The organism is Pseudomonas allokribbensis (assembly GCF_014863605.1).
Taxonomy (GTDB): domain Bacteria; phylum Pseudomonadota; class Gammaproteobacteria; order Pseudomonadales; family Pseudomonadaceae; genus Aquipseudomonas; species Aquipseudomonas allokribbensis.
This window is the reverse complement of the sequence record NZ_CP062252.1, coordinates 691,324-711,425: the sequence shown is the minus strand read 5'-3', so window position 1 is coordinate 711,425 and position 20,102 is coordinate 691,324. Positions and strand designations below refer to the sequence as shown.

The following is a 20,102-nucleotide window of genomic DNA, read 5'->3' as shown; positions in this document are numbered from 1 at the left end:
CCATGTTGAACAAATTCATCGTCATCGCTGCGCTGTTGCTGCCTGCGTGCTTCGCCCATGCCCACGAATACAAGGCCGGCGAGCTGGAAATCGCCCACCCGTGGTCACAGGAACTGCCGCCGAATGCGCCGACCGTTGCCGCGTATTTCATCATTCACAACGGTGGCAAAACCGCTGACCGCCTGCTGAGTGTCGACTCGCCCATCGCCCCGACGGCCGAACTGCACGAACACGTGATGCAGGGCGATCTGATGAAGATGCAACAGGTGCCGAACGTGTCGATCCCGGCCGGCGAAAACGTGACCTTCGCGCCGATGGCCTATCACGTGATGCTGATGAATCCGACCGACCGCAGTCTGTTGACCGATGGCAAGCGCTTCCCGCTGACCCTGCACTTTGAAAAGGCCGGTAACGTGACCGTCGAAGTGGCCGTGCAGAAGAAGCCACCGCAAGACATGCCGGAACACGCGCACGCCCAGTAACCCCTTCGGCAGACTCCGCCCATGCGCCCGTGCAGCGCCAGGTCGTCCGTGCAACGCCGTCAGACTGAACACCTGACACGCGGCAGCTGGATCGCCCTGTTCGCCATGTTGATGATCTTCATCGGCCCGCTGATTTCTCAGTCGATGCCGATGGATCAGCACGCCTCGACTTCGATGCCGATGAGCATGGACATGTCGATGGACATGGCGGGCATGGATCATTCCGCGCATGAAGCGAAACCCTCGGCCGAACACTGCCCGCCGCAATCGTCGCACCACGTGTTGTGGGAAAAATGCGGCTATTGCAGCCTGCTGTTCAACTGCCCGGCACTGACCGGTGGTGGCAGTTTTGCCACGTTCAGCATCGCCCACGTCAACACCTTCACCACGCCCTCACCACGTCTGGGCCATGCCCGGCAGACTTTCTTCCCCGGCGCCCGCACCCGCGCCCCGCCCGTCGCAGCGTAAACACCCACCTCTGATTGCACACGGTTGAGAAGACAGCTTCAGGCTGCCGGCCGTGTCGTTTACGACTGTTTGATGGAAATTGTCATGTCCAGGTTTTCTGCTGTCCCACGCTCGGGTTCTGCCCCGGCGTCCTTCGCCCTGAACGAATCGCGCATTCGTTTCAGGCACGCTACCGCCGTCCTTTGCGGCGTTCTGCTGTCCCCGCTGGTCCACGCCGATGAACACGCCGGCCACACAGAAGAACTTAGCCCGACGGTGATCACCGCCATCGCCCCGAGTTCGCCGCTGACCATCGTCACCAACCCGAAAGACCCGCGCCAACCGGTGCCGGCCAGCGATGGCGGCGACTATCTGAAGACCATTCCCGGCTTCGCGCTGGTGCGCAACGGCGGCACCAACGGTGATCCGGTGCTGCGTGGCATGTTCGGTTCGCGGCTGAACATCCTCACCAACGGCAGCATGATGCTCGGCGCCTGTCCCGGCCGGATGGACGCGCCGACCTCGTACATCTCGCCCGAGACCTACGACAAACTCACCGTGATCAAAGGCCCGCAAACCGTGCTCTACGGACCGGGCGCATCGGCCGGCACAGTCCTGTTCGACCGCGAGCCAGAGAGCTTCGGCGAACTCGGCACCCGCGTGAATGCCAGCGTGCTGGCCGGCTCCAACGGACGCTTCGACAAAGTCGTCGACGCGGCGGCCGGCGGCTCGCTGGGCTATGTGCGCGTGATCGGCAACACCGCGCATTCCGATGACTACCGCGATGGCAACAACGACACCGTCGCCTCGCGCTATGACAAGTGGAACGGCGATGTGGCGGTGGGCTGGACGCCTGACGCCGACACCCTGATCGAGCTGACCGCCGGCAAGGGCGACGGCGAAGCGCGCTACGCCGGACGCGGCATGGACGGCTCGCAGTTCCTGCGTGAAAGCCTCGGTCTGCGCTTCGAGAAATCCAACATCACCGACGTGCTGGAGAAGCTCGAAGCGCAGGTCTACTACAACTACGCCGACCACGTGATGGACAACTACACCCTGCGCACGCCATCCGGCACCGGGATGATGGCAGGTCCCATGGCGTCCAACGTCGACCGCCGCACCCTCGGCGCGCGGATCAAGGCGACCTGGCGCTGGGCCGATATCCAGCTGATCACCGGCCTCGATGCGCAGACCAACGAACACCGTCAGCGCGCGGCCATGGGCATCGACGCCTACAAGGATCTGCCGCGCAACAAGGACGCCGACTTCCATAACTACGGGGTGTTCAGCGAAATGACCTGGTACGCCGCCGACCGTGACCGCCTGATCACTGGCGCCCGGGTCGACCGTGCCTCGGCCAAGGATTATCGGCAGAGCACCGGATCGGGAATGATGTCCCGCCCGAACCCGACCGCAGGCGATACCCGCGCCGACACCCTGCCGAGCGGTTTCATCCGTTACGAGCATGACCTGGCCGACAGCCCGACCACGCTCTACGCCGGTCTCGGCCACGCCCAGCGGTTCCCGGATTACTGGGAGCTGTTTTCGCCCAAGTCCGGCCCGGCCGGCTCGGTCAATGCGTTCGATTCGATCAAACCGGAAAAAACCACTCAGCTCGACTTCGGCGTGAACTACAAGGACGCCGACCTCGAAGCCTGGGCCTCGGGCTACATCGGCGTGGTGCGCGACTACATCCTGTTCGACTACACCCCGACGATGATGGGCATGAGCACCTCCCGCGCCGAGAACATCGACGCGCGGATCATGGGCGGTGAACTCGGTGCCGCTTACAAACTCACCGACAACTGGAAAGCCGATGCGACCCTGGCCTACGCCTGGGGCAAGAACAGCAGCGACGGCAAGGCACTGCCGCAAATGCCACCGCTGGATGCACGTTTCGGCCTGACCTACAGCGAAGACAACTGGAGCGCCGGCGCACTGTGGAGAGTGGTTGCCGCGCAAAACCGTATCGACCAGAACAAGGGCAACGTGGTCGGCAAGGATTACGACAAGAGTTCGGGCTTCGGCGTGTTCTCGCTCAACGGTGCCTACCGGATCAACAAACACTGGAAGGTCAGTACCGGCGTCGACAACCTGTTCGGCAAGGCTTACGCCGAACACCTCAACCTGGCGGGCAACGCCGGGTTCGGCTACCCGGCCAACGACCCGCAAGCCATCAATGAACCGGGGCGCACGCTCTGGACCAAGGTGGACATGAGTTTCTAACCCTCAAGGGCACTCGCTCTCCTTGAGGGAGCGAGTGACAACAGACAACTAGAAGATCCAAGCCAAGCGGAGCACTCGTGATGAAACAGCCCAAACCGAATTTCTACAACCTGGCCTGGCGTTGGCATTTCTATGCCGGATTGTTCGTCGCGCCATTCATGGCGATGCTGGCCCTGACCGGCATCATTTACCTGTTCAAACCGCAACTCGATTCGCTGATGTACAGCAGCCTGCTGAACGTCCCGGCCGGGCATCACACCGTGCCGGCCGATGACTTGCTGCAAAAGGTCAAAAGCGCTTATCCACAAGGCCAGGTCACCCAGTACCTGCCGCCAGCGAATGCCGGGCGCAGTGCTCAATTCGTGGTGAAAAATGCCGGCCATGAGCTGAACGTGTTCGTCGATCCGTACCACGGCGACATCCTCGGCGAGCAGGACGCCAAGCAGAACCTGCAAGCACTCGCCCGGGCGATCCATGGCGAACTGATGATCGGCACCGTCGGTGACCGGCTGATCGAACTCGCCGCCGGCTGGGGCGTGGTGCTGGTGGTGTCCGGGGTTTTCCTGTGGTGGCCGCGCGGCCAGGCGGCCGGAATACTGTGGCCACGCCTGAACAGTCGCGGTCGCGTTCTGTGGCGTGATCTGCACGCCGTTACCGGTTTCTGGGGCGCCGCTTTGTTACTGGTGATGCTGCTCAGCGGCATGACCTGGACCGGCTTCTGGGGCAAGCAGTACGCCCAGGTGTGGAACGTGTTCCCGGCGGCGATGTGGGACAACGTGCCGACCTCCGACGTCGAAGCCGGCAGCCTCAACAACGCCGCGCGCCAGACCGTACCCTGGGCCATGGAAAACACCCCGATGCCGATGTCCGGCGACCACGCCGAACACATGGCCCACGGCGGCATGCAACACGGCCCCGCCGCGCCGATCATCAGCCTGCAGGACGTGCAGAACATCGCCATCGAGCGCAAGGTCGAGCCGGGCTACAGCATCACCCTGCCGACCACCGCCACCGGCGTGTTCACCATTGCGGTGTTCGCCGACGACCCACGCAACGATGCGACCCTGCACATCGATCAGTACACCGGCAAAGTGTTGGCCGACGTGCGTTTCGAGCAATACGGCGCCGTCGCCCGGGCCACGGAAATCGGCGTGATGCTCCACGAAGGCAAGATGTTCGGCACCTTCAACCAGATCATCGTGCTGCTGATCTGCTTGATGATTCTGCTCAGCGCCGTCAGCGGCGTGGTGATCTGGTGGAAGCGTCGCCCGCAAGGAAAATTCGGCGTACCGCCGCTGCGCCACGATCTGCCGAAATGGAAAACCGGCGTGGCGATCATGCTGGTTCTGGCGGTGGTATTTCCGCTGGTGGGCGCTTCGCTGGTGGTGGTGTGGTTGCTGGATCGGCTGCTGTTGTCGCGTCTGGGCCGGCAAACTGAATCTGCCTCAACTTCATCATGAAACAGGCGAGATGCGCGACCTAGACAGATCTTTAAACTGCCGGGGCTTAAACTCCGGCAATTTTTAGTGTTACTGTATAACGCTAACTTGCTGCTCTGCCCGCAGCCATGCATTGCCATGAGCCTGCGGGCTTTTATTTTGAAGAAGTGATTCACCACCCCGATGAACAAGTACCTCTTGTCCAGCCTCTGCCTGTTCGCCCTGAACAACAGCGCCCACGCCGACAGCGCGCCGCTGACGCTGCCCACCGGCACCATCACGGCTCTGGCCAATGACGACCAGACCGTCAGCCTGACCACGCCGACCAGCGCCGGCTCACGCCTGAACCTCAGCGCGATGGAGACCCCGGCCAGCGTCGAAAGCCTGAGCGGCGAGCAAGTCCGCACTCGTGGCGACCACAGCGTGCAGGACGCGGTGTCGCGCAGCACCGGCATCAGCCGAACCGGCACACCGGGTGATGGCGGTACTTCGTTGCAGGCCCGGGGTTTTACCGGGCAGAGCTCGGTGATGCAGTTGTATGACGGCAACCGGATGTACACCGGCATGGGCACCGTGACGTTCCCGGTCGACACCTGGTCGGTGGAGCGCGTCGACGTCCTGCGCGGTCCGGCCTCGGTGCTGTACGGCGAAGGCGCGACCGGTGCGGTGGTCAACGTGATCCCGAAGAAACCGTTCGAAGGCGAAATCGAAAACCACGTGCGCGTCGGTTACGGCTCGTTCGATAGCCAGCAACAGGCGTTCGACAGCGGCGGTTCGCTGACCGACACCCTGAGCTATCGCCTCAACCTCAACCGCCTGCGCAGCAACGGCTGGGTCGATCGCGGCGACTCGTCCAGCGACTTCATCAGCGCCGCCCTGCGCTGGCAGGCCACCGATGATCTGACCTTCACCCTCACCCACGATTACGGCGACCAACGCCCGCAGAACTACTTCGGCACACCGCTGATCAACGGCCAGTTGAAGGACAGCCTGCGCAACAAGAACTACAACGTGCGCAACGACAAGCAGCACTACAACGATCAATGGACACGCCTGACCACCGATTGGCAGATCAACGACGCGGTCAGCGCCAGCAACGAGCTGTATTACCTCAAGGCTCAGCGCCGCTGGCAGAACGCCGAGAACTACAACTTCGACGCTGGCAGCCAACAACTCAGCCGCAGCGGTTACTTCGGCATCGGCCACAAACAGGAACAGGTCGGCGACCGCCAGACTTTCACCTTCAAGCATTCGCTGTTCGGCCTCGACAGCCAGACCGTGACCGGCGTCGATTACAACCGCATCCGCTTCCAGCTCAACAGCAACTCGCCGTTCAACGACGTGTTGCCGAACGGCCAACCGCTGGATCTGTACCACCCGCAAACCGGTTACTTCGAGAGCGCCGACCCGTATCGCGATCAGTTCGACAGCACCACCAGACAGATGTCGGTGTTCGCCGAAAACCGCACGCAACTGAGCGAGCGCTGGTCGCTGGTGACCGGTGTGCGCCGCGATTACGTGCAGGTGGATCGCAACAACCTGGTCGACGGCAGCCAGAGCGACAAGACCCTGACCGGCAACAACTGGAAGGCCGGGCTGGTGTTCGCGTTGACACAGGACACCTCGTTCTACGGTCAGGTCGCTACCAGCACCGATGGCATCGGCGGTTTGATTTCTCTGAGCCCGAGCCAGCAGCAATACGACTTGTCCACCGCGCGGCAAACCGAGATCGGCATGAAGCAGCTGTTCTGGGATCAACGTGGCGAATTCACGCTGGCGGCGTATCGCATCGTGAAGAAGAAGCTGCTGACCGACGATCCCGGCAACCCGACACTCAAGCAACAGGTCGGCCAGCAATCGTCGAACGGTCTGGAAGCCAGCCTCGATCTGCAACTGCCACACGCCTGGCAACTGCAAGCCAACGCCGCCATCGTCAAAGCCAAGTACGACGATTTCGAAGAAGTGGTCAGCGGCGTGCCGGTATCGCGCAATGGTAATCGCCCAGTGGACGTGCCACGGCGCACCGCCAATCTTTGGCTGAGCAAGGCGCTGACCGATGACCTGAAAGCCGGCGCCGGCGTGCGTTATGTCGATGCGCGCTACGCCGACATGGCCAACCGTAACGAGCTGCCGAGCTACACCGTGGTCGATGCGACGCTGTCGTGGAAAGCCCTGCGCAACACCACGCTGGGTCTGCAGGTGAACAATCTGTTTGACCGGACCTATGCGCAAAGCCAATACAATGAGGGCCAGCAGTGGATTCTGGGTGAGCCTCGTTCGTTCTTTGTCACAGCTGACTACACCTTCTAGAACAGGAACGAAATGACCTCACTGACCCTCACCGACCTGAGATGGTCCCCCTTGGGCCACGACCACTGCCATCACCAGTTCCAGCTGCGTGACGCCTCGTTGCAAGTGGCCGCCGGTGAGTTTGTCGGGCTGATCGGGCCCAATGGCAGCGGCAAGACCAGCCTGTTGCGCTGTGCCTATCGCTTCAGTCAGCCGGAACACGGCGAGGTCAAACTCGATCACCACAATGTCTGGAAACAATCCTCACGCTGGTGCGCGCAACGCATCGCCGTGGTCTTGCAGGAATTCCCCGACGCCTTCGGCCTGACCGTCGAAGAAGTGGTCGCCATGGGCCGCACACCGCACAAGGGTCTGTTCGATGGCGACACGCTGGAAGACCGTCACCTCGCCACTCAGGCCCTCGAATCCGTGGGGCTCGATGGCTTCGAAGACCACGCGTTCGCCACCCTTTCGGGCGGTGAAAAACAACGCGTAATCCTCGCCCGCGCCCTGACCCAGCAACCGCAACTGCTGATCCTCGACGAGCCGACCAACCACCTCGACCCGCGTTATCAGCTGGAGCTGCTGCAACTGGTCAAGCGCCTGCAGATCGGCACGTTGGCGAGCATCCACGACCTGAACCTCGCCGCCGCGTTCTGCGACCGTTTGTATGTGATCAACCACGGTCGCATCGTCGCCAGCGGCACCCCGCAAGAAGTCCTCACGGTTGAATTGCTGCGCGACGTGTTCGGCGTCGAAGCACTGATCGATTCCCACCCCCTCCACGGCTACCCGCGAATCACCTGGATAACCCGACCATGACTGTGCGCTCCCTGCTTTGCCTCGCTCTGTTGCTGGGCACGACCCAAGCCTTCGCCGAGGCCACGAAGTACCCGCTGACAATCCAGAGCTGCAACCGCGAAGTGACCTTCAAGGAAGCGCCGAAACACGCGATCAGCCACGACATCAACATGACCCAGATGATGCTCGCCCTCGGTCTCAAGTCGAAAATGGCCGGCTACAGCGGCGTCAGTGGCTGGAAGTCGGTGACACCGGAAATGCAGTCGCTGCTCGACGGCCTGCCGGAACTGGCAGCCAAGTACCCGTCGGTGGAAACCCTGCTCAACGCCAACGTCGATTTCTTCTTCGCCGGCTGGGATTACGGCATGCGCGTCGGTGGCGATCTCACCCCGCAGACCCTGCAACCGCTGGGCATCAACGTCTATGAGCTGACCGAATCCTGCGCCTTCGTGATGAAGCGCCCGGCCGCCACGCTGGAAGACACCTACAACGACCTGCGCAACCTCGGCAAAATCTTCGACGTGCAGGATCGCGCCAACGCGCTGATCGCCGACATGCAAAGTCAGGTCGCCGCAGTTCGCAAAGACCTGCCCGCCGAGAAGCCACGGGTGTTCCTGTACGACAGCGGCGAAGACCGCGCCATGACCTCCGGTCGCCTCGGCATGCCGCAAGCGCTGATCGACGCTTCTGGTGGGCGCAACATTCTCGATGACGTCGATGCGAGCTGGACCCGGGTCAACTGGGAGACCGTGGTCGAGCGCAATCCGCAGGTGATCGTGATCGTCGACTACAGCGAAATCACCGCCGAGCAGAAGATTGAATTTCTGCTGAAGAACAAGGCGCTGCAATCGGTGGACGCGATCAAGAACCAGCGTTTCATCGTCATCCCTTACGTGCAGGCCACGCCGGGGATCGACAACGTGCTGGCGGTTGAAACTCTGGCCAAAGGGTTCCACGGCGAATGATCAATCGTCGTTACGCCTGGCTGCTGATCGCCCTCGGCGCGGTGCTGCTGGTGTCGTGCGTGGTGTCGCTGGGCTTCGGCCCGGCGCGGGTGCCGGTGGACGTGGTATGGCGGATTCTGCTGCACAAGTTGTTCGGTTTCGGCGTGCCCGACTGGAGCGCTGGTCAGGAGCACATCGTCTGGCTGATCCGTGTACCGCGCATGTTGCTCGGTGCACTGGTCGGCGCCGGGCTGGCGTTGATCGGCGCCGTGCTGCAAGCAGTCACGCGAAATCCGCTGGCCGATCCGCACCTGCTCGGCGTTACCTCCGGCGCGACCCTCGGCGCAGTGATCGTGGTGCTGCACGTCGGCGAAATCGTCGGTCTGCTGACCTTGCCGATTGCCGCGTTTATCGGCGCGTTGTTGAGCATGTTTCTGGTACTGGGCATCGCCAACCGTCACGGGCGACTGGACAGTGACCGGTTGCTGTTGTGCGGTGTAGCGGTGTCGTTCGTGATGATGGCGATCGCCAATCTGCTGCTGTTCATGGGCGATCATCGCGCCAGTTCGGCGGTGATGTTCTGGATGCTCGGCGGCCTCGGTCTGGCGCGCTGGGAGTTGTTGGCGGTGCCGGCGCTCAGCGTGTTGCTCGGGCTGATTCTGCTGCTGGGCATGGCCCGGCCATTGAACGCTTTGATGGCTGGCGAACAGACGGCTGTCACCCTTGGCCTGAACGCGCGGGCGGTACGTCTGCGGGTGTTCGTGATTGCTTCACTGATGACCGGGGTACTGGTGTCGATCAGCGGCTCAATCGGGTTTGTCGGGCTGATGGTGCCGCACATTGCGCGGCGCTTGATCGGTGCCGAGCACCGGCGTCTGCTGCCGGTGTGCGTGTTGCTCGGCAGTGTGTTTCTGGTGTGGGTCGATGTCGCGGCGCGGACGCTGATCGCACCGGAAGACTTGCCGATCGGCGTTGCCACCGCAGCGCTCGGCGGGCTGTTTTTCATCGGCCTGATGCGCCGCCGCTGAGCCTGCTTTAGACTGCGCCCCCGATTTTTCTCAGGATGAGTGTCATGTTGAAAGCAGCTGTTGTCGCGTTGCTGTTTGTGGGATCCAGCGCGGTGCTGGCCGATACGACCGTCGATGTCTCGAAGATCTACGGCAAGATCAAATTCGTCGACAGCTTCCCCGATTACAAGGTGAAGGTCGTGGACTCGTTTCCCGACCTCAAAGTGAAGAAAGTCGACTCGTTCCCGGACTCGGCCGGTAAATGGAAAACCGTCGACAGCTTTCCCGACTACAAAATCCAGATCGTTGATTCCTTCCCTGATTTCACCATCAAGTACGTCGATTCGTTCCCCGGTGTGAACTGAGTTCCACCCGACACTGCTGCCGCCTCGCGGCAGCACCACAATGAAGCACTTCCCCGCACCACACCCTGCCGTCTGTCCCCTCCTGGTGCGCCGCCCCTGCGCACAACCGCTCTAAACCGACCTTTTGCTGCCCGATCCCGACCGGGCACAGCCCTTGCAAAACACCCTTCAGTCGTTCGCATCTGCCAACCATAAAAAACTTTAACGTTCGTGGAGATCGCACAATGAAGCGTCGCAGTTTGATCAAGGCTTTCACACTCACGGCATCCATTGCCGCGATGGGCATGACCTGGACGGTACAGGCCGCCGAGACCATCAAGGTCGGGATTCTGCATTCGTTGTCCGGCACCATGGCGATCTCCGAAACATCGCTCAAAGACATGGCGTTGATGACCATCGACGAGATCAACGCCAAGGGCGGGGTGAACGGCAAGATGCTGGAACCGGTGGTGGTCGACCCGGCGTCGAACTGGCCGCTGTTCGCGGAGAAGGGCCGGCAGTTGCTGACTCAGGACAAGGTCGCGGTGGTGTTCGGTTGCTGGACCTCGGTGTCGCGCAAATCGGTGCTGCCGGTGTTCGAAGAACTCAACGGCCTGCTGTTCTACCCGGTGCAATACGAAGGCGAAGAGATGTCGCCGAACGTGTTCTACACCGGCGCCGCGCCGAACCAGCAAGCGATCCCGGCGGTTGAATACCTGATGAGCGAAGAAGGTGGCGGCGCCAAGCGCTACTTCCTGCTCGGCACCGATTACGTCTACCCGCGCACCACCAACAAGATCCTGCGTTCGTTCCTGCATTCCAAAGGCGTAGCGGATAAAGACATCGAAGAGGTCTACACCCCGTTCGGTCATAGCGACTATCAAACCATCGTCGCCAACATCAAAAAATTCTCGGCCGGCGGCAAGACGGCGGTGATCTCCACCGTGAATGGCGACTCCAACGTGCCGTTCTACAAGGAACTGGCCAACCAGGGTCTGAAGGCCACCGACGTACCGGTGGTGGCGTTCTCGGTGGGCGAAGAAGAACTGCGCGGCATCGACACCAAACCGCTGGTGGGCAACCTCGCGGCGTGGAACTACTTCGAGTCGGTGGAGAACCCGGTGAACAAGAAGTTCGTCGATGACTGGAAAGCCTACGCGAAGAAACACAACCTGCCGGGCGCCGACAAAGCCGTGACCAACGACCCGATGGAAGCCACTTACGTCGGCATCCACATGTGGGCGCAGGCGGCGGAGAAAGCCAAGTCCACCGACGTCGACAAGGTCCGCGAAGCCCTCGGCGGCCAGACCTTCGCCGCGCCGTCCGGCTACACCCTGACCATGGACAAGACCAACCACCACCTGCACAAACCGGTGATGATCGGCGAGATCCAGGCCGACGGTCAGTTCAACGTGGTGTGGCAGACCGAGGGACCGATTCGTGCGCAGCCCTGGAGTCCGTTCATTCCGGGCAACGACAAGAAGCCGGAGTATGCGGTGAAGAGCAACTGAGTTAACCCGCTCAACCTGATCGTTCCCACGCTCTGCGTGGGAACGATCAATACAGGAAGGCCCGTTATGCCCACTGCCCTATACCGTTTGCTCCTGGCCGTCGCACTTTTGCTGCCGATGGCCGCCCACGCCAGCGACGCCGAAGACTTCGTCGCCGCCAACCCCACGCAACAGGCAAAACTGCTGGAAGCTTGGGCCGCGCAGCCCGATCCGGCCCGTGTCGAACTGATCAACGCCCTGCAACAAGGCGAACTGACCGTCGACGGCCAACCCAAAACCCTGCGCCTGAACAACCGCCTGCGAGGTCTGATCGACACCGCACTGGCCAGCCACCAATTGCTCGCCGTCGACGCCAAAACCCGTTTGACTGCCGCGCAGCAATTGCAGAAAAGCGCCAAACCGGCGCAGCTGAAATTCCTCGACCAGCAACTGGCTGGCGAAAAAGACGAAAGCGTCCACGCCGCCCTGAGCCTGGCGCTGGCCAACCTGCAACTGGTCGACACCGACCCGGCAGTGCGCCTCGCGGCCGTGCGTCTGCTCGGTGAAACCGGTGACCCGTTGGCCCGCACTCGCCTCGAAGGTTTGCTCGAACCCGGCGTCGAGGCTGACGCCAATGTGCGCACCGCCGCCGAAACCAGCCTCGCCCAGGTCAAGCGCAAACTGCTGATCGGCGAACTGCTCGGCCAGGCCTTCAGCGGCATGTCCCTCGGTTCGATTCTGTTGCTCGCGGCGCTGGGGCTGGCGATCACCTTCGGCCTGCTGGGTGTGATCAACATGGCCCACGGCGAGATGCTGATGCTCGGTGCCTACTCGACCTACGTCGTGCAGTTGATGTTTCAGCGCTACGCACCGCAGGCCATCGAGTTCTATCCATTGATCGCGCTGCCGGTGGCGTTCTTCGTCACCGCCGCCATCGGCATGGCACTGGAGCGCACGGTGATTCGCCATCTCTATGGCCGCCCACTGGAAACCCTGCTCGCCACCTGGGGCATCAGCCTGATGCTGATTCAGCTGGTGCGCCTGGTGTTCGGTGCGCAGAACGTTGAAGTGGCGAACCCGGCATGGTTGTCCGGCGGGATTCAGGTGTTGCCGAATCTGGTGCTGCCATACAACCGCATCGTGATCATCGCCTTCGCATTGTTCGTAGTGGTGCTGACCTGGCTGCTGCTGAACAAGACCCGACTGGGCCTGAACGTGCGAGCGGTCACCCAGAACCGCAACATGGCCGCCTGCTGCGGCGTGCCCACCGGACGCGTCGACATGCTCGCCTTCGGCCTCGGCTCGGGCATCGCCGGGCTCGGTGGTGTGGCGCTGAGCCAGATCGGCAATGTCGGCCCGGACCTCGGCCAGAGCTACATCATCGATTCATTCCTGGTGGTGGTGCTTGGCGGCGTCGGGCAACTGGCCGGCAGCGTGTTCGCAGCGTTCGGCCTGGGCATCGCCAACAAGATTCTCGAGCCGCAGATCGGTGCGGTGCTCGGCAAGATCCTGATCCTCGCGCTGATCATTCTGTTCATCCAGAAACGTCCGCAAGGCCTCTTCGCACTGAAAGGACGGGTGATCGACTGATGAACCAGCCCCTGCTCGTTACGGCCACACAAAAGGCCGGCCCCAAAGTTTCCATCGCTGTCGGTGCCGTTGTTCTCGCGTTGCTGATCGCCCTGCCGCTGCTGTCGCTGTTGTCGGCGGACAGTGCGCTGCATGTCTCGGCTTACACCCTGACGCTGGTCGGCAAGATTCTCTGCTACGCCATCGTCGCCCTGGCGCTGGATCTGGTCTGGGGCTACGCCGGTCTCTTGTCCCTCGGTCACGGCCTGTTCTTCGCCCTCGGCGGTTATGCGATGGGCATGTACCTGATGCGTCAGGCCGCCGGCGATGGCTTACCGGCGTTCATGACCTTTCTGTCGTGGAGCGAATTGCCGTGGTACTGGAGCGGCACCGGCAACTTCCTCTGGGCGATGTGTCTGGTGGTGCTGGCGCCGGGACTGCTGGCGCTGGTGTTCGGCTTCTTCGCCTTCCGTTCGCGGATCAAGGGCGTGTATTTCTCGATCATGACCCAGGCCCTGACTTTCGCCGGAATGCTGCTGTTTTTCCGCAACGAGACCGGCTTCGGCGGCAACAACGGCTTTACCAATTTCCGCACGATCCTCGGTTTCGGCATCACCGAACCCGGCACCCGCGCGGTGCTGTTTCTGGCGACGGTGTTGCTGCTGGTGGCGAGCCTGTTCATCGGCTGGCGGCTGGCGCGCAGCAAGTTCGGCCGGGTGCTGACCGCCCTGCGTGATGCAGAGAATCGCCTGATGTTCTGCGGCTACGACCCGCGCGGTTTCAAGCTGTTCGTCTGGGTGTTGAGCGCGGTGTTGTGCGGATTGGCCGGCGCGCTGTACGTGCCGCAAGTGGGGATCATCAACCCGAGCGAAATGTCGCCGACCAACTCGATCGAGGCCGCGGTGTGGGTGGCGCTTGGCGGGCGCGGCACCCTGATCGGCCCGCTGCTCGGCGCCGGTGTGGTCAACGGCATGAAGAGCTGGTTCACCGTGGCCTTCCCCGAATACTGGCTGTTCTTCCTCGGCGCGCTGTTCATCGTCGTGACGTTGTACCTGCCCAAAGGCGTGATCGGTCTGCTGAAGAAACGAGGTGAATCATGAGAGTCACGGCGAGCGCTGAATTCATGCTGGAACCGGCCTTTTTCCCGGTGGAGCCCAACAAGGACGAAGGCACCAGCCGCGACTCGATCGGCCTCGGACAACGCGTCGGTCCGGGCCTCGACACCCGTCACGGCACGATCCTGACCCTGGAAGACATCAGCGTCAGCTTCGACGGTTTCCGGGCGCTGAACGCTCTGAACCTGTACATCGGCGTCGGCGAACTGCGCTGCATCATCGGCCCCAACGGCGCGGGCAAGACCACGCTGATGGACGTGATCACCGGCAAGACCCGCCCGAGTCATGGCAAGGCGTGGTTCGGCGAGACCCTCGACCTGACGCAAATGAGCGAAGTACAGATCGCCCAGGCCGGCATCGGTCGCAAGTTCCAGAAACCCACGGTGTTCGAAGCCCTGAGCGTGTTCGAGAACCTGGAACTGGCGCAGAAAACCGACAAGTCGGTGTGGGCCAGCCTGCGGGCAAAATTGAGCGGCGAGCAGAAAGACCGGATCAGCGAAGTGCTCGACACCATTCGCCTGACCACCTCGGTCAATCGCCCGGCGGGGCTGCTGTCCCACGGGCAGAAACAGTTTCTGGAAATCGGCATGTTGCTGATGCAAGACCCGCAATTGCTACTGCTCGACGAACCGGTGGCGGGCATGACCGACGCCGAAACCGAATTCACCGCCGAGCTGTTCAAGTCGCTCGCGGGCAAACATTCGCTGATGGTGGTGGAACACGACATGGGCTTCGTCGGCTCGATTGCCGACCACGTCACCGTGTTGCACCAGGGCAGCGTGCTGGCTGAAGGTTCGCTGGAACAGGTGCAAGACAACGAGCGCGTGATCGAAGTCTATCTCGGGCGCTGAAGAGGAATTCCAACATGCTGCAAGTCGACAAACTGCATCAGTACTACGGCGGTAGCCACATCCTGCGCGGCCTGAGCTTTGACGTGAAGGTCGGCGAAGTCACCTGCCTGCTCGGCCGTAACGGCGTGGGCAAGACCACGCTGCTCAAATGCCTGATGGGCCTGTTGCCGGCCAAGGAAGGCGCGGTGAACTGGGAAGGCAAACCGATCACCGCGTTCAAGCCGCATCAACGGGTGCACGCCGGGATCGCCTACGTGCCGCAGGGTCGGGAGATCTTCGGCCGGCTGACCGTGGAAGAAAACCTGCTGATGGGCCTGTCGCGCTTCCCCGGCAGCGAAGCCAAAGAGGTTCCCGCGTTCATCTACGAACTGTTCCCGGTGCTGCTGCAAATGAAACAGCGACGCGGCGGCGACCTGTCCGGCGGTCAGCAACAACAACTCGCCATCGGCCGCGCACTGGCCAGCCGTCCACGGCTGCTGATTCTCGACGAACCCACCGAAGGCATTCAGCCGTCGGTGATCAAGGAAATCGGCGCGGTGATCAAAAAGCTCGCCGCCCGAGGCGACATGGCAATCCTGTTGGTGGAGCAGTTCTACGATTTCGCCGCCGAACTGGCCGATCAGTACCTGGTGATGTCCCGGGGCGAGATCGTGCAGCAGGGCCGTGGCGAAAATATGGAAGCCGAAGGTGTGCGCGGGCTGGTGACTATTTGACGTTACGGTCTAATCTGTAGCGTCCTAACGATAATCAGAAAACATGAACTTACCTTTAGCGACTGCCCTGTTTACCCCGAGCTGGCACGCCGAGCTTGAGCTGGCCTACGCCCGCTTCGGCGATTGCACGCGGCCGACCCGACGCCGACACCTCGGCCCGTTGCGGGTGCAAAAGCATCTGTATGCCGAAGGGCCCGAGGTCTGCCAGCACATCATCGTCCACCCGCCGGGCGGGATTGCCGGCGGTGACCGGCTCGACATCAGCGCCCGCGTCGAACAGGGCGCCTGGGCACAGATCACCAGCCCCGGCGCGGCCAAGTGGTATCGCGCGGCGGGCCCCGCTTATCAGTCGCTGGACCTGCACGTCGCCGCCGGCGCGACACTGGAATGGCTGCCACAGGAAACCATCGTCTACAGCGCCGCCCAGGCGGAACTCACGACCTCGATCGATCTTGAAGGCGATGCACGACTGTTCTACTGGGACGTGGTGGCCCTCGGGCGCCCGGCCAGTGGTGAGCGTTTCGACCTCGGGCATTTCCAGGCGCATCTGGATATTCGCCGCGATGGCCGGCTGCTGTGGCATGAGCGCCAGCGCATCGTCGGCGATGACGGTTTGCTTGATTCGCCGATCGGACTGGACGGCAATCCGGTTTTTGCGACGTTGCTGGTCACCGGTGAGATTGATGCTGAACTGCTGGAGCGCTGCCGCTCGCTGGGCCATGAAGTGCGCGGGGATCTGACGCAATTGCCCGGACTTTTGGTCGCCCGTTGCCTGGCCAGTGAAGCATTGCTGGCGCGGGCCTGGCTGATCGAACTCTGGCGATTGCTCAGGCCTGCGCTGCTTGGCCGCGAAGCCCTGCCTCCCCGAATCTGGAACACCTGATTTTCTTCAACTGCCGACAATGGATTTCAAACGATGGACCTGACCCCACGCGAAAAAGACAAGCTGCTGATCTTCACCGCCGGCCTCGTTGCCGAGCGGCGACTGGCCCGTGGCGTGAAGCTCAACTACCCGGAAGCCATGGCTTTCATCTCGGCGGCGCTGCTCGAGGGCGCCCGTGACGGCCAGACCGTGGCCGAGCTGATGCATTACGGCACCACCCTGCTGACCCGCGATCAGGTGATGGAAGGCATCCCGGAAATGATCCCGGAGATCCAGGTCGAAGCGACGTTCCCCGACGGCACCAAACTGGTCACCGTTCACCAACCGATCGTCTGAGGCCGCGCCATGACTTACACCATTCGCGATGCCCTGCATGCCGACCTGCCGGCGATCCGCGACATCTACAACGACGCCGTGCTCAACACCACGGCGATCTGGAACGAATCCCCGGTCGACCTCGGCAACCGTCAGGCGTGGTTCAGCGCGCGCCAGGCCCAAGGCTATCCGATCCTGGTGATCGTCGACGCCGACAACACCACCCTCGGCTACGCTTCGTTCGGTGACTGGCGGCCGTTCGACGGTTTCCGTCACACGGTCGAGCACTCGGTCTACGTGCGCAGCGACCAGCGCGGCAACGGCCTCGGCCCGCAGTTGATGACCGCGCTGATCGAACGTGCGAAAACCTGCGGCAAGCACGTCATGGTCGCCGCCATCGAAAGCGGCAACGCCGCGTCGATCCGCCTGCACGAACGCGCCGGGTTCATCAGCACCGGGCAGATGCCGCAGGTCGGCACCAAGTTCGGCCGCTGGCTCGACCTGACGTTCATGCAACTGACCCTCAACCCTGGCGCGGAGCCGCCGCTCGCCAACAAGGAGTGACACCGATGAACCCCGCCCAACTGCGACGCGTCAATGCTGAAAGTTTTGCGCACTATCGTCAGGGCCTGATCGACCTGCTGCTCGACGCCGTGGGGTATGGCGCCAGCGTCGGCTTCATGGCTGATCTCGATGCCACTCAGGCCCGCGCCTATTTCGATGAAGTGCAGGACAACCTGAACAAGGGCAACGTCTTGCTGTGGGTGGTGGTCAAGGACGAGCAAGTGCAGGCCAGCGTGCAACTGGGCCTGTGCCAGAAGGCCAACGGTCTGAACCGCGCCGAAGTGCAGAAACTGCTGGTGCGCGAACACGCCCGGCGGCGCGGCCTCGGCCAGCAGTTGATGGAAGCGCTGGAACTGACGGCCCGCCAGTACAAGCGCGGCATGCTCTACCTCGACACCGAGGCCGGCTCCCCCGCCGAAGACTTCTACAAGGCCCTGGGTTACACCCGCGCCGGGGAAATTCCCGATTACGCCTGCGACCCGAGCGGCACGTATCGCCCGACAGCCCTCTATTACAAGATCCTGCAAGGAGCCCACTGATGATTCCCGGCGAATACCGGATCCAGCCCGGCGACATCGAACTCAACGTCGGTCGTCGCACGATCAGCCTGAAAGTGGCGAACAGCGGCGACCGGCCGATCCAGGTCGGTTCGCACTACCACTTTTTCGAGACCAACGACGCCCTGACCTTCGACCGCGCCGCCAGCCGTGGCATGCGCCTGAACATCCCGGCGGGTACGGCCGTGCGTTTCGAGCCGGGCCAGAGCCGCGAAGTGGAACTGGTGGATTACGCCGGGCACCGGCGGGTGTTCGGGTTTGCCGGACGGGTCATGGGTGACCTCTGAGTCCGCGTGTGTCGTTATTTTCCTGAAGGACGCTAGATGAAGATTTCCAGACAAGCCTACGCCGACATGTTCGGCCCCACCGTCGGCGACAAGGTGCGCCTGGCCGACACCGAGCTGTGGATCGAAGTTGAGCAAGACTTCACCACCTACGGCGAAGAAGTGAAGTTCGGTGGCGGCAAAGTGATCCGCGACGGCCAGGGCCAGAGCCAGTTGCTGGCGGCCGAAGTGGTCGACACTGTCATCACCAACGCGCTGATCATCGACCACTGGGGCATCGTCAAGGCTGACGTCGGCCTCAAGGACGGGCGCATCGCCGCCATCGGCAAGGCCGGCAACCCGGACGTCCAGCCGAACGTGAACATCGCCATCGGCGCCAGTACCGAAGTGATTGCCGGCGAAGGCATGATCCTCACCGCCGGCGGCATCGACACGCACATCCACTTCATCTGCCCGCAGCAGATCGAAGAAGCGCTGATGAGCGGCGTCACCACCATGATCGGCGGCGGCACGGGACCGGCCACCGGCACCAATGCAACGACCTGTACCTCAGGGCCGTGGCACCTGGCGCGGATGCTCCAGGCGGCCGATGCGTTCCCGATGAACATCGGCCTTACCGGCAAGGGCAACGCCAGCCTGCCGGAGCCATTGATCGAACAGGTCAAGGCCGGCGCCATTGGCCTCAAGCTGCACGAAGACTGGGGTACGACCCCGGCGAGCATCGACAACTGCCTGAGCGTTGCCGACCAGTACGACGTGCAAGTGGCGATCCACACCGACACCCTCAACGAGTCCGGTTTCGTTGAAACCACCCTCGGCGCATTCAAGGGTCGGACCATCCACACCTATCACACCGAAGGTGCCGGCGGCGGTCACGCGCCGGACATCATCAAGGCCTGCGGTTTCGCCAACGTGCTGCCGAGTTCGACCAACCCGACCCGGCCGTTCACCCGCAACACCATCGACGAACACCTCGACATGCTGATGGTCTGCCACCACCTCGACCCGAGCATTGCCGAAGACGTGGCTTTCGCCGAAAGCCGTATCCGCCGCGAAACCATTGCCGCCGAAGACATCCTCCACGACCTCGGCGCGTTCTCGATGATCAGCTCCGACAGCCAGGCCATGGGCCGAGTCGGCGAAGTCATCACGCGCACCTGGCAGACCGCCGACAAGATGAAAAAGCAGCGCGGCCCGTTGCCTAAGGACGGCGAAGGCAACGATAACTTCCGCGCCAAACGCTACATCGCCAAGTACACCATCAACCCGGCGATCACCCATGGCATCAGCCACGAGGTGGGTTCGGTGGAAGTCGGCAAATGGGCGGACCTGGTGCTGTGGCGCCCGGCATTTTTCGGCGTGAAACCGACGCTGATCCTCAAGGGCGGCGCCATCGCCGCGAGCCTGATGGGCGATGCCAACGCCTCGATCCCGACCCCGCAACCGGTGCACTATCGCCCGATGTTCGCCAGTTACGGTGGCTCGTTGCATGCCACCAGTCTGACGTTCATCAGCCAGGCCGCGCAGGAATCCGGGCTGCCCGAAGCGTTGGGCCTGAAAAAGAAAATCGCCGTGGTCAAAGGCTGCCGCGACGTGCAGAAAACCGACCTGATCCACAACGATTACCTGCCCAACATCGACGTCGATCCGCAGACCTATCAGGTCAAGGCCGACGGCGTGTTGCTCTGGTGTGAGCCGGCGGAAACCCTGCCGATGGCGCAGCGTTACTTTCTGTTCTGAGTCAGTGCCCCGGTCGTCGAGGCTTCCGACGACCGGGACTGC

General features: G+C 62.4%; 20 protein-coding genes. All 20 read left to right on the top strand.

Annotation, left to right across the window (positions count from 1 at the left end):
- Nucleotides 1–2 precede the first annotated feature (2 nt).
- Nucleotides 3–482 carry a copper chaperone PCu(A)C gene (locus tag IF199_RS03145; protein ID WP_192559658.1) on the top strand — a complete coding sequence of 160 codons (480 nt, stop codon included), beginning with the start codon at nucleotides 3–5 and terminating at the stop codon, nucleotides 480–482.
- Between the two features lie 21 nt (nucleotides 483–503).
- Nucleotides 504–950: a DUF2946 domain-containing protein gene (locus IF199_RS03140; RefSeq protein ID WP_192559657.1), complete on the top strand. Its 447-nt coding sequence runs from the start codon at nucleotides 504–506 to the stop codon at nucleotides 948–950.
- An 84-nt stretch (nucleotides 951–1,034) separates the two neighbouring features.
- Nucleotides 1,035–3,155, top strand: coding sequence for a TonB-dependent copper receptor (locus IF199_RS03135; RefSeq protein ID WP_192559656.1), 2,121 nt, complete (start codon nucleotides 1,035–1,037; stop codon nucleotides 3,153–3,155).
- An 80-nt stretch (nucleotides 3,156–3,235) separates the two neighbouring features.
- A complete protein-coding gene (locus IF199_RS03130; protein ID WP_192559655.1) occupies nucleotides 3,236–4,615 on the top strand; it encodes a PepSY-associated TM helix domain-containing protein in 1,380 nt (459 codons plus the stop codon).
- A 162-nt stretch (nucleotides 4,616–4,777) separates the two neighbouring features.
- Nucleotides 4,778–6,904 (top strand): TonB-dependent receptor, encoded by a 2,127-nt coding sequence (locus tag IF199_RS03125; RefSeq protein WP_192559654.1) that lies wholly within the window; start codon nucleotides 4,778–4,780, stop codon nucleotides 6,902–6,904.
- Nucleotides 6,905–6,916: 12 nt separating this feature from the next.
- On the top strand, nucleotides 6,917–7,705 hold the full coding sequence (locus IF199_RS03120; protein WP_192559653.1) for an ABC transporter ATP-binding protein: 789 nt from the start codon (nucleotides 6,917–6,919) through the stop codon (nucleotides 7,703–7,705).
- Nucleotides 7,702–8,649, top strand: coding sequence for an ABC transporter substrate-binding protein (locus IF199_RS03115; RefSeq protein ID WP_192559652.1), 948 nt, complete (start codon nucleotides 7,702–7,704; stop codon nucleotides 8,647–8,649). Before IF199_RS03120 ends, IF199_RS03115 begins: the two co-directional genes overlap by 4 nt.
- Entirely contained in the window at nucleotides 8,646–9,656 is a 1,011-nt protein-coding gene (locus IF199_RS03110; protein ID WP_096819765.1) for a FecCD family ABC transporter permease, read from the top strand. Before IF199_RS03115 ends, IF199_RS03110 begins: the two co-directional genes overlap by 4 nt.
- 44 nt (nucleotides 9,657–9,700) lie before the next feature.
- Nucleotides 9,701–10,000, top strand: coding sequence for a 7(1) septoil knot domain-containing protein (locus IF199_RS03105; protein WP_096819766.1), 300 nt, complete (start codon nucleotides 9,701–9,703; stop codon nucleotides 9,998–10,000).
- Between the two features lie 224 nt (nucleotides 10,001–10,224).
- Nucleotides 10,225–11,490: an urea ABC transporter substrate-binding protein gene (urtA, locus tag IF199_RS03100; RefSeq protein WP_085711205.1), complete on the top strand. Its 1,266-nt coding sequence runs from the start codon at nucleotides 10,225–10,227 to the stop codon at nucleotides 11,488–11,490.
- A gap of 66 nt (nucleotides 11,491–11,556) precedes the next feature.
- The gene (gene urtB / locus IF199_RS03095) at nucleotides 11,557–13,059 is read left to right on the top strand and encodes an urea ABC transporter permease subunit UrtB (RefSeq protein ID WP_192559651.1); all 1,503 of its coding nucleotides are present in this window, start codon (nucleotides 11,557–11,559) and stop codon (nucleotides 13,057–13,059) included.
- Entirely contained in the window at nucleotides 13,059–14,138 is a 1,080-nt protein-coding gene (urtC, locus tag IF199_RS03090) for an urea ABC transporter permease subunit UrtC (protein ID WP_192559650.1), read from the top strand. The genes urtB and urtC overlap by 1 nt, the downstream gene beginning before the upstream one ends.
- Nucleotides 14,135–15,004, top strand: coding sequence for an urea ABC transporter ATP-binding protein UrtD (gene urtD / locus IF199_RS03085; RefSeq protein WP_085711202.1), 870 nt, complete (start codon nucleotides 14,135–14,137; stop codon nucleotides 15,002–15,004). Before urtC ends, urtD begins: the two co-directional genes overlap by 4 nt.
- A gap of 14 nt (nucleotides 15,005–15,018) precedes the next feature.
- Nucleotides 15,019–15,717, top strand: coding sequence for an urea ABC transporter ATP-binding subunit UrtE (gene urtE, locus IF199_RS03080; protein ID WP_096819770.1), 699 nt, complete (start codon nucleotides 15,019–15,021; stop codon nucleotides 15,715–15,717).
- Between the two features lie 43 nt (nucleotides 15,718–15,760).
- Nucleotides 15,761–16,600: an urease accessory protein UreD gene (locus IF199_RS03075; RefSeq protein WP_192559649.1), complete on the top strand. Its 840-nt coding sequence runs from the start codon at nucleotides 15,761–15,763 to the stop codon at nucleotides 16,598–16,600.
- Between the two features lie 33 nt (nucleotides 16,601–16,633).
- Nucleotides 16,634–16,936 (top strand): urease subunit gamma, encoded by a 303-nt coding sequence (gene ureA, locus IF199_RS03070; RefSeq protein WP_007950602.1) that lies wholly within the window; start codon nucleotides 16,634–16,636, stop codon nucleotides 16,934–16,936.
- Nucleotides 16,937–16,945: 9 nt separating this feature from the next.
- Nucleotides 16,946–17,479 carry a GNAT family N-acetyltransferase gene (locus tag IF199_RS03065; protein ID WP_096819772.1) on the top strand — a complete coding sequence of 178 codons (534 nt, stop codon included), beginning with the start codon at nucleotides 16,946–16,948 and terminating at the stop codon, nucleotides 17,477–17,479.
- Between the two features lie 5 nt (nucleotides 17,480–17,484).
- A complete protein-coding gene (locus tag IF199_RS03060; RefSeq protein ID WP_102620108.1) occupies nucleotides 17,485–18,018 on the top strand; it encodes a GNAT family N-acetyltransferase in 534 nt (177 codons plus the stop codon).
- A complete protein-coding gene (locus IF199_RS03055) occupies nucleotides 18,018–18,323 on the top strand; it encodes an urease subunit beta (protein ID WP_096819774.1) in 306 nt (101 codons plus the stop codon). Before IF199_RS03060 ends, IF199_RS03055 begins: the two co-directional genes overlap by 1 nt.
- A 36-nt stretch (nucleotides 18,324–18,359) precedes the next feature.
- Nucleotides 18,360–20,060, top strand: a complete 1,701-nt coding sequence (gene ureC, locus IF199_RS03050) for an urease subunit alpha (protein WP_192559648.1) — start codon at nucleotides 18,360–18,362, stop codon at nucleotides 20,058–20,060.
- Nucleotides 20,061–20,102: the final 42 nt, after the last annotated feature.

Coding starts and splice junctions, on each gene's coding strand:
- IF199_RS03105 (WP_096819766.1), top strand. CDS start 9,701: ATGTTGAAAGCAGCTGTTGTCGCGTTGCTGTTTGTGGGATCCAGCGCG.
- IF199_RS03130 (WP_192559655.1), top strand. CDS start 3,236: ATGAAACAGCCCAAACCGAATTTCTACAACCTGGCCTGGCGTTGGCAT.
- IF199_RS03060 (WP_102620108.1), top strand. CDS start 17,485: ATGAACCCCGCCCAACTGCGACGCGTCAATGCTGAAAGTTTTGCGCAC.
- urtA (WP_085711205.1), top strand. CDS start 10,225: ATGAAGCGTCGCAGTTTGATCAAGGCTTTCACACTCACGGCATCCATT.
- IF199_RS03145 (WP_192559658.1), top strand. CDS start 3: ATGTTGAACAAATTCATCGTCATCGCTGCGCTGTTGCTGCCTGCGTGC.
- IF199_RS03115 (WP_192559652.1), top strand. CDS start 7,702: ATGACTGTGCGCTCCCTGCTTTGCCTCGCTCTGTTGCTGGGCACGACC.
- urtB (WP_192559651.1), top strand. CDS start 11,557: ATGCCCACTGCCCTATACCGTTTGCTCCTGGCCGTCGCACTTTTGCTG.
- urtE (WP_096819770.1), top strand. CDS start 15,019: ATGCTGCAAGTCGACAAACTGCATCAGTACTACGGCGGTAGCCACATC.
- urtC (WP_192559650.1), top strand. CDS start 13,059: ATGAACCAGCCCCTGCTCGTTACGGCCACACAAAAGGCCGGCCCCAAA.
- IF199_RS03065 (WP_096819772.1), top strand. CDS start 16,946: ATGACTTACACCATTCGCGATGCCCTGCATGCCGACCTGCCGGCGATC.
- IF199_RS03135 (WP_192559656.1), top strand. CDS start 1,035: ATGTCCAGGTTTTCTGCTGTCCCACGCTCGGGTTCTGCCCCGGCGTCC.
- IF199_RS03055 (WP_096819774.1), top strand. CDS start 18,018: ATGATTCCCGGCGAATACCGGATCCAGCCCGGCGACATCGAACTCAAC.
- IF199_RS03120 (WP_192559653.1), top strand. CDS start 6,917: ATGACCTCACTGACCCTCACCGACCTGAGATGGTCCCCCTTGGGCCAC.
- IF199_RS03140 (WP_192559657.1), top strand. CDS start 504: ATGCGCCCGTGCAGCGCCAGGTCGTCCGTGCAACGCCGTCAGACTGAA.
- ureA (WP_007950602.1), top strand. CDS start 16,634: ATGGACCTGACCCCACGCGAAAAAGACAAGCTGCTGATCTTCACCGCC.
- IF199_RS03075 (WP_192559649.1), top strand. CDS start 15,761: ATGAACTTACCTTTAGCGACTGCCCTGTTTACCCCGAGCTGGCACGCC.
- IF199_RS03110 (WP_096819765.1), top strand. CDS start 8,646: ATGATCAATCGTCGTTACGCCTGGCTGCTGATCGCCCTCGGCGCGGTG.
- ureC (WP_192559648.1), top strand. CDS start 18,360: ATGAAGATTTCCAGACAAGCCTACGCCGACATGTTCGGCCCCACCGTC.
- urtD (WP_085711202.1), top strand. CDS start 14,135: ATGAGAGTCACGGCGAGCGCTGAATTCATGCTGGAACCGGCCTTTTTC.
- IF199_RS03125 (WP_192559654.1), top strand. CDS start 4,778: ATGAACAAGTACCTCTTGTCCAGCCTCTGCCTGTTCGCCCTGAACAAC.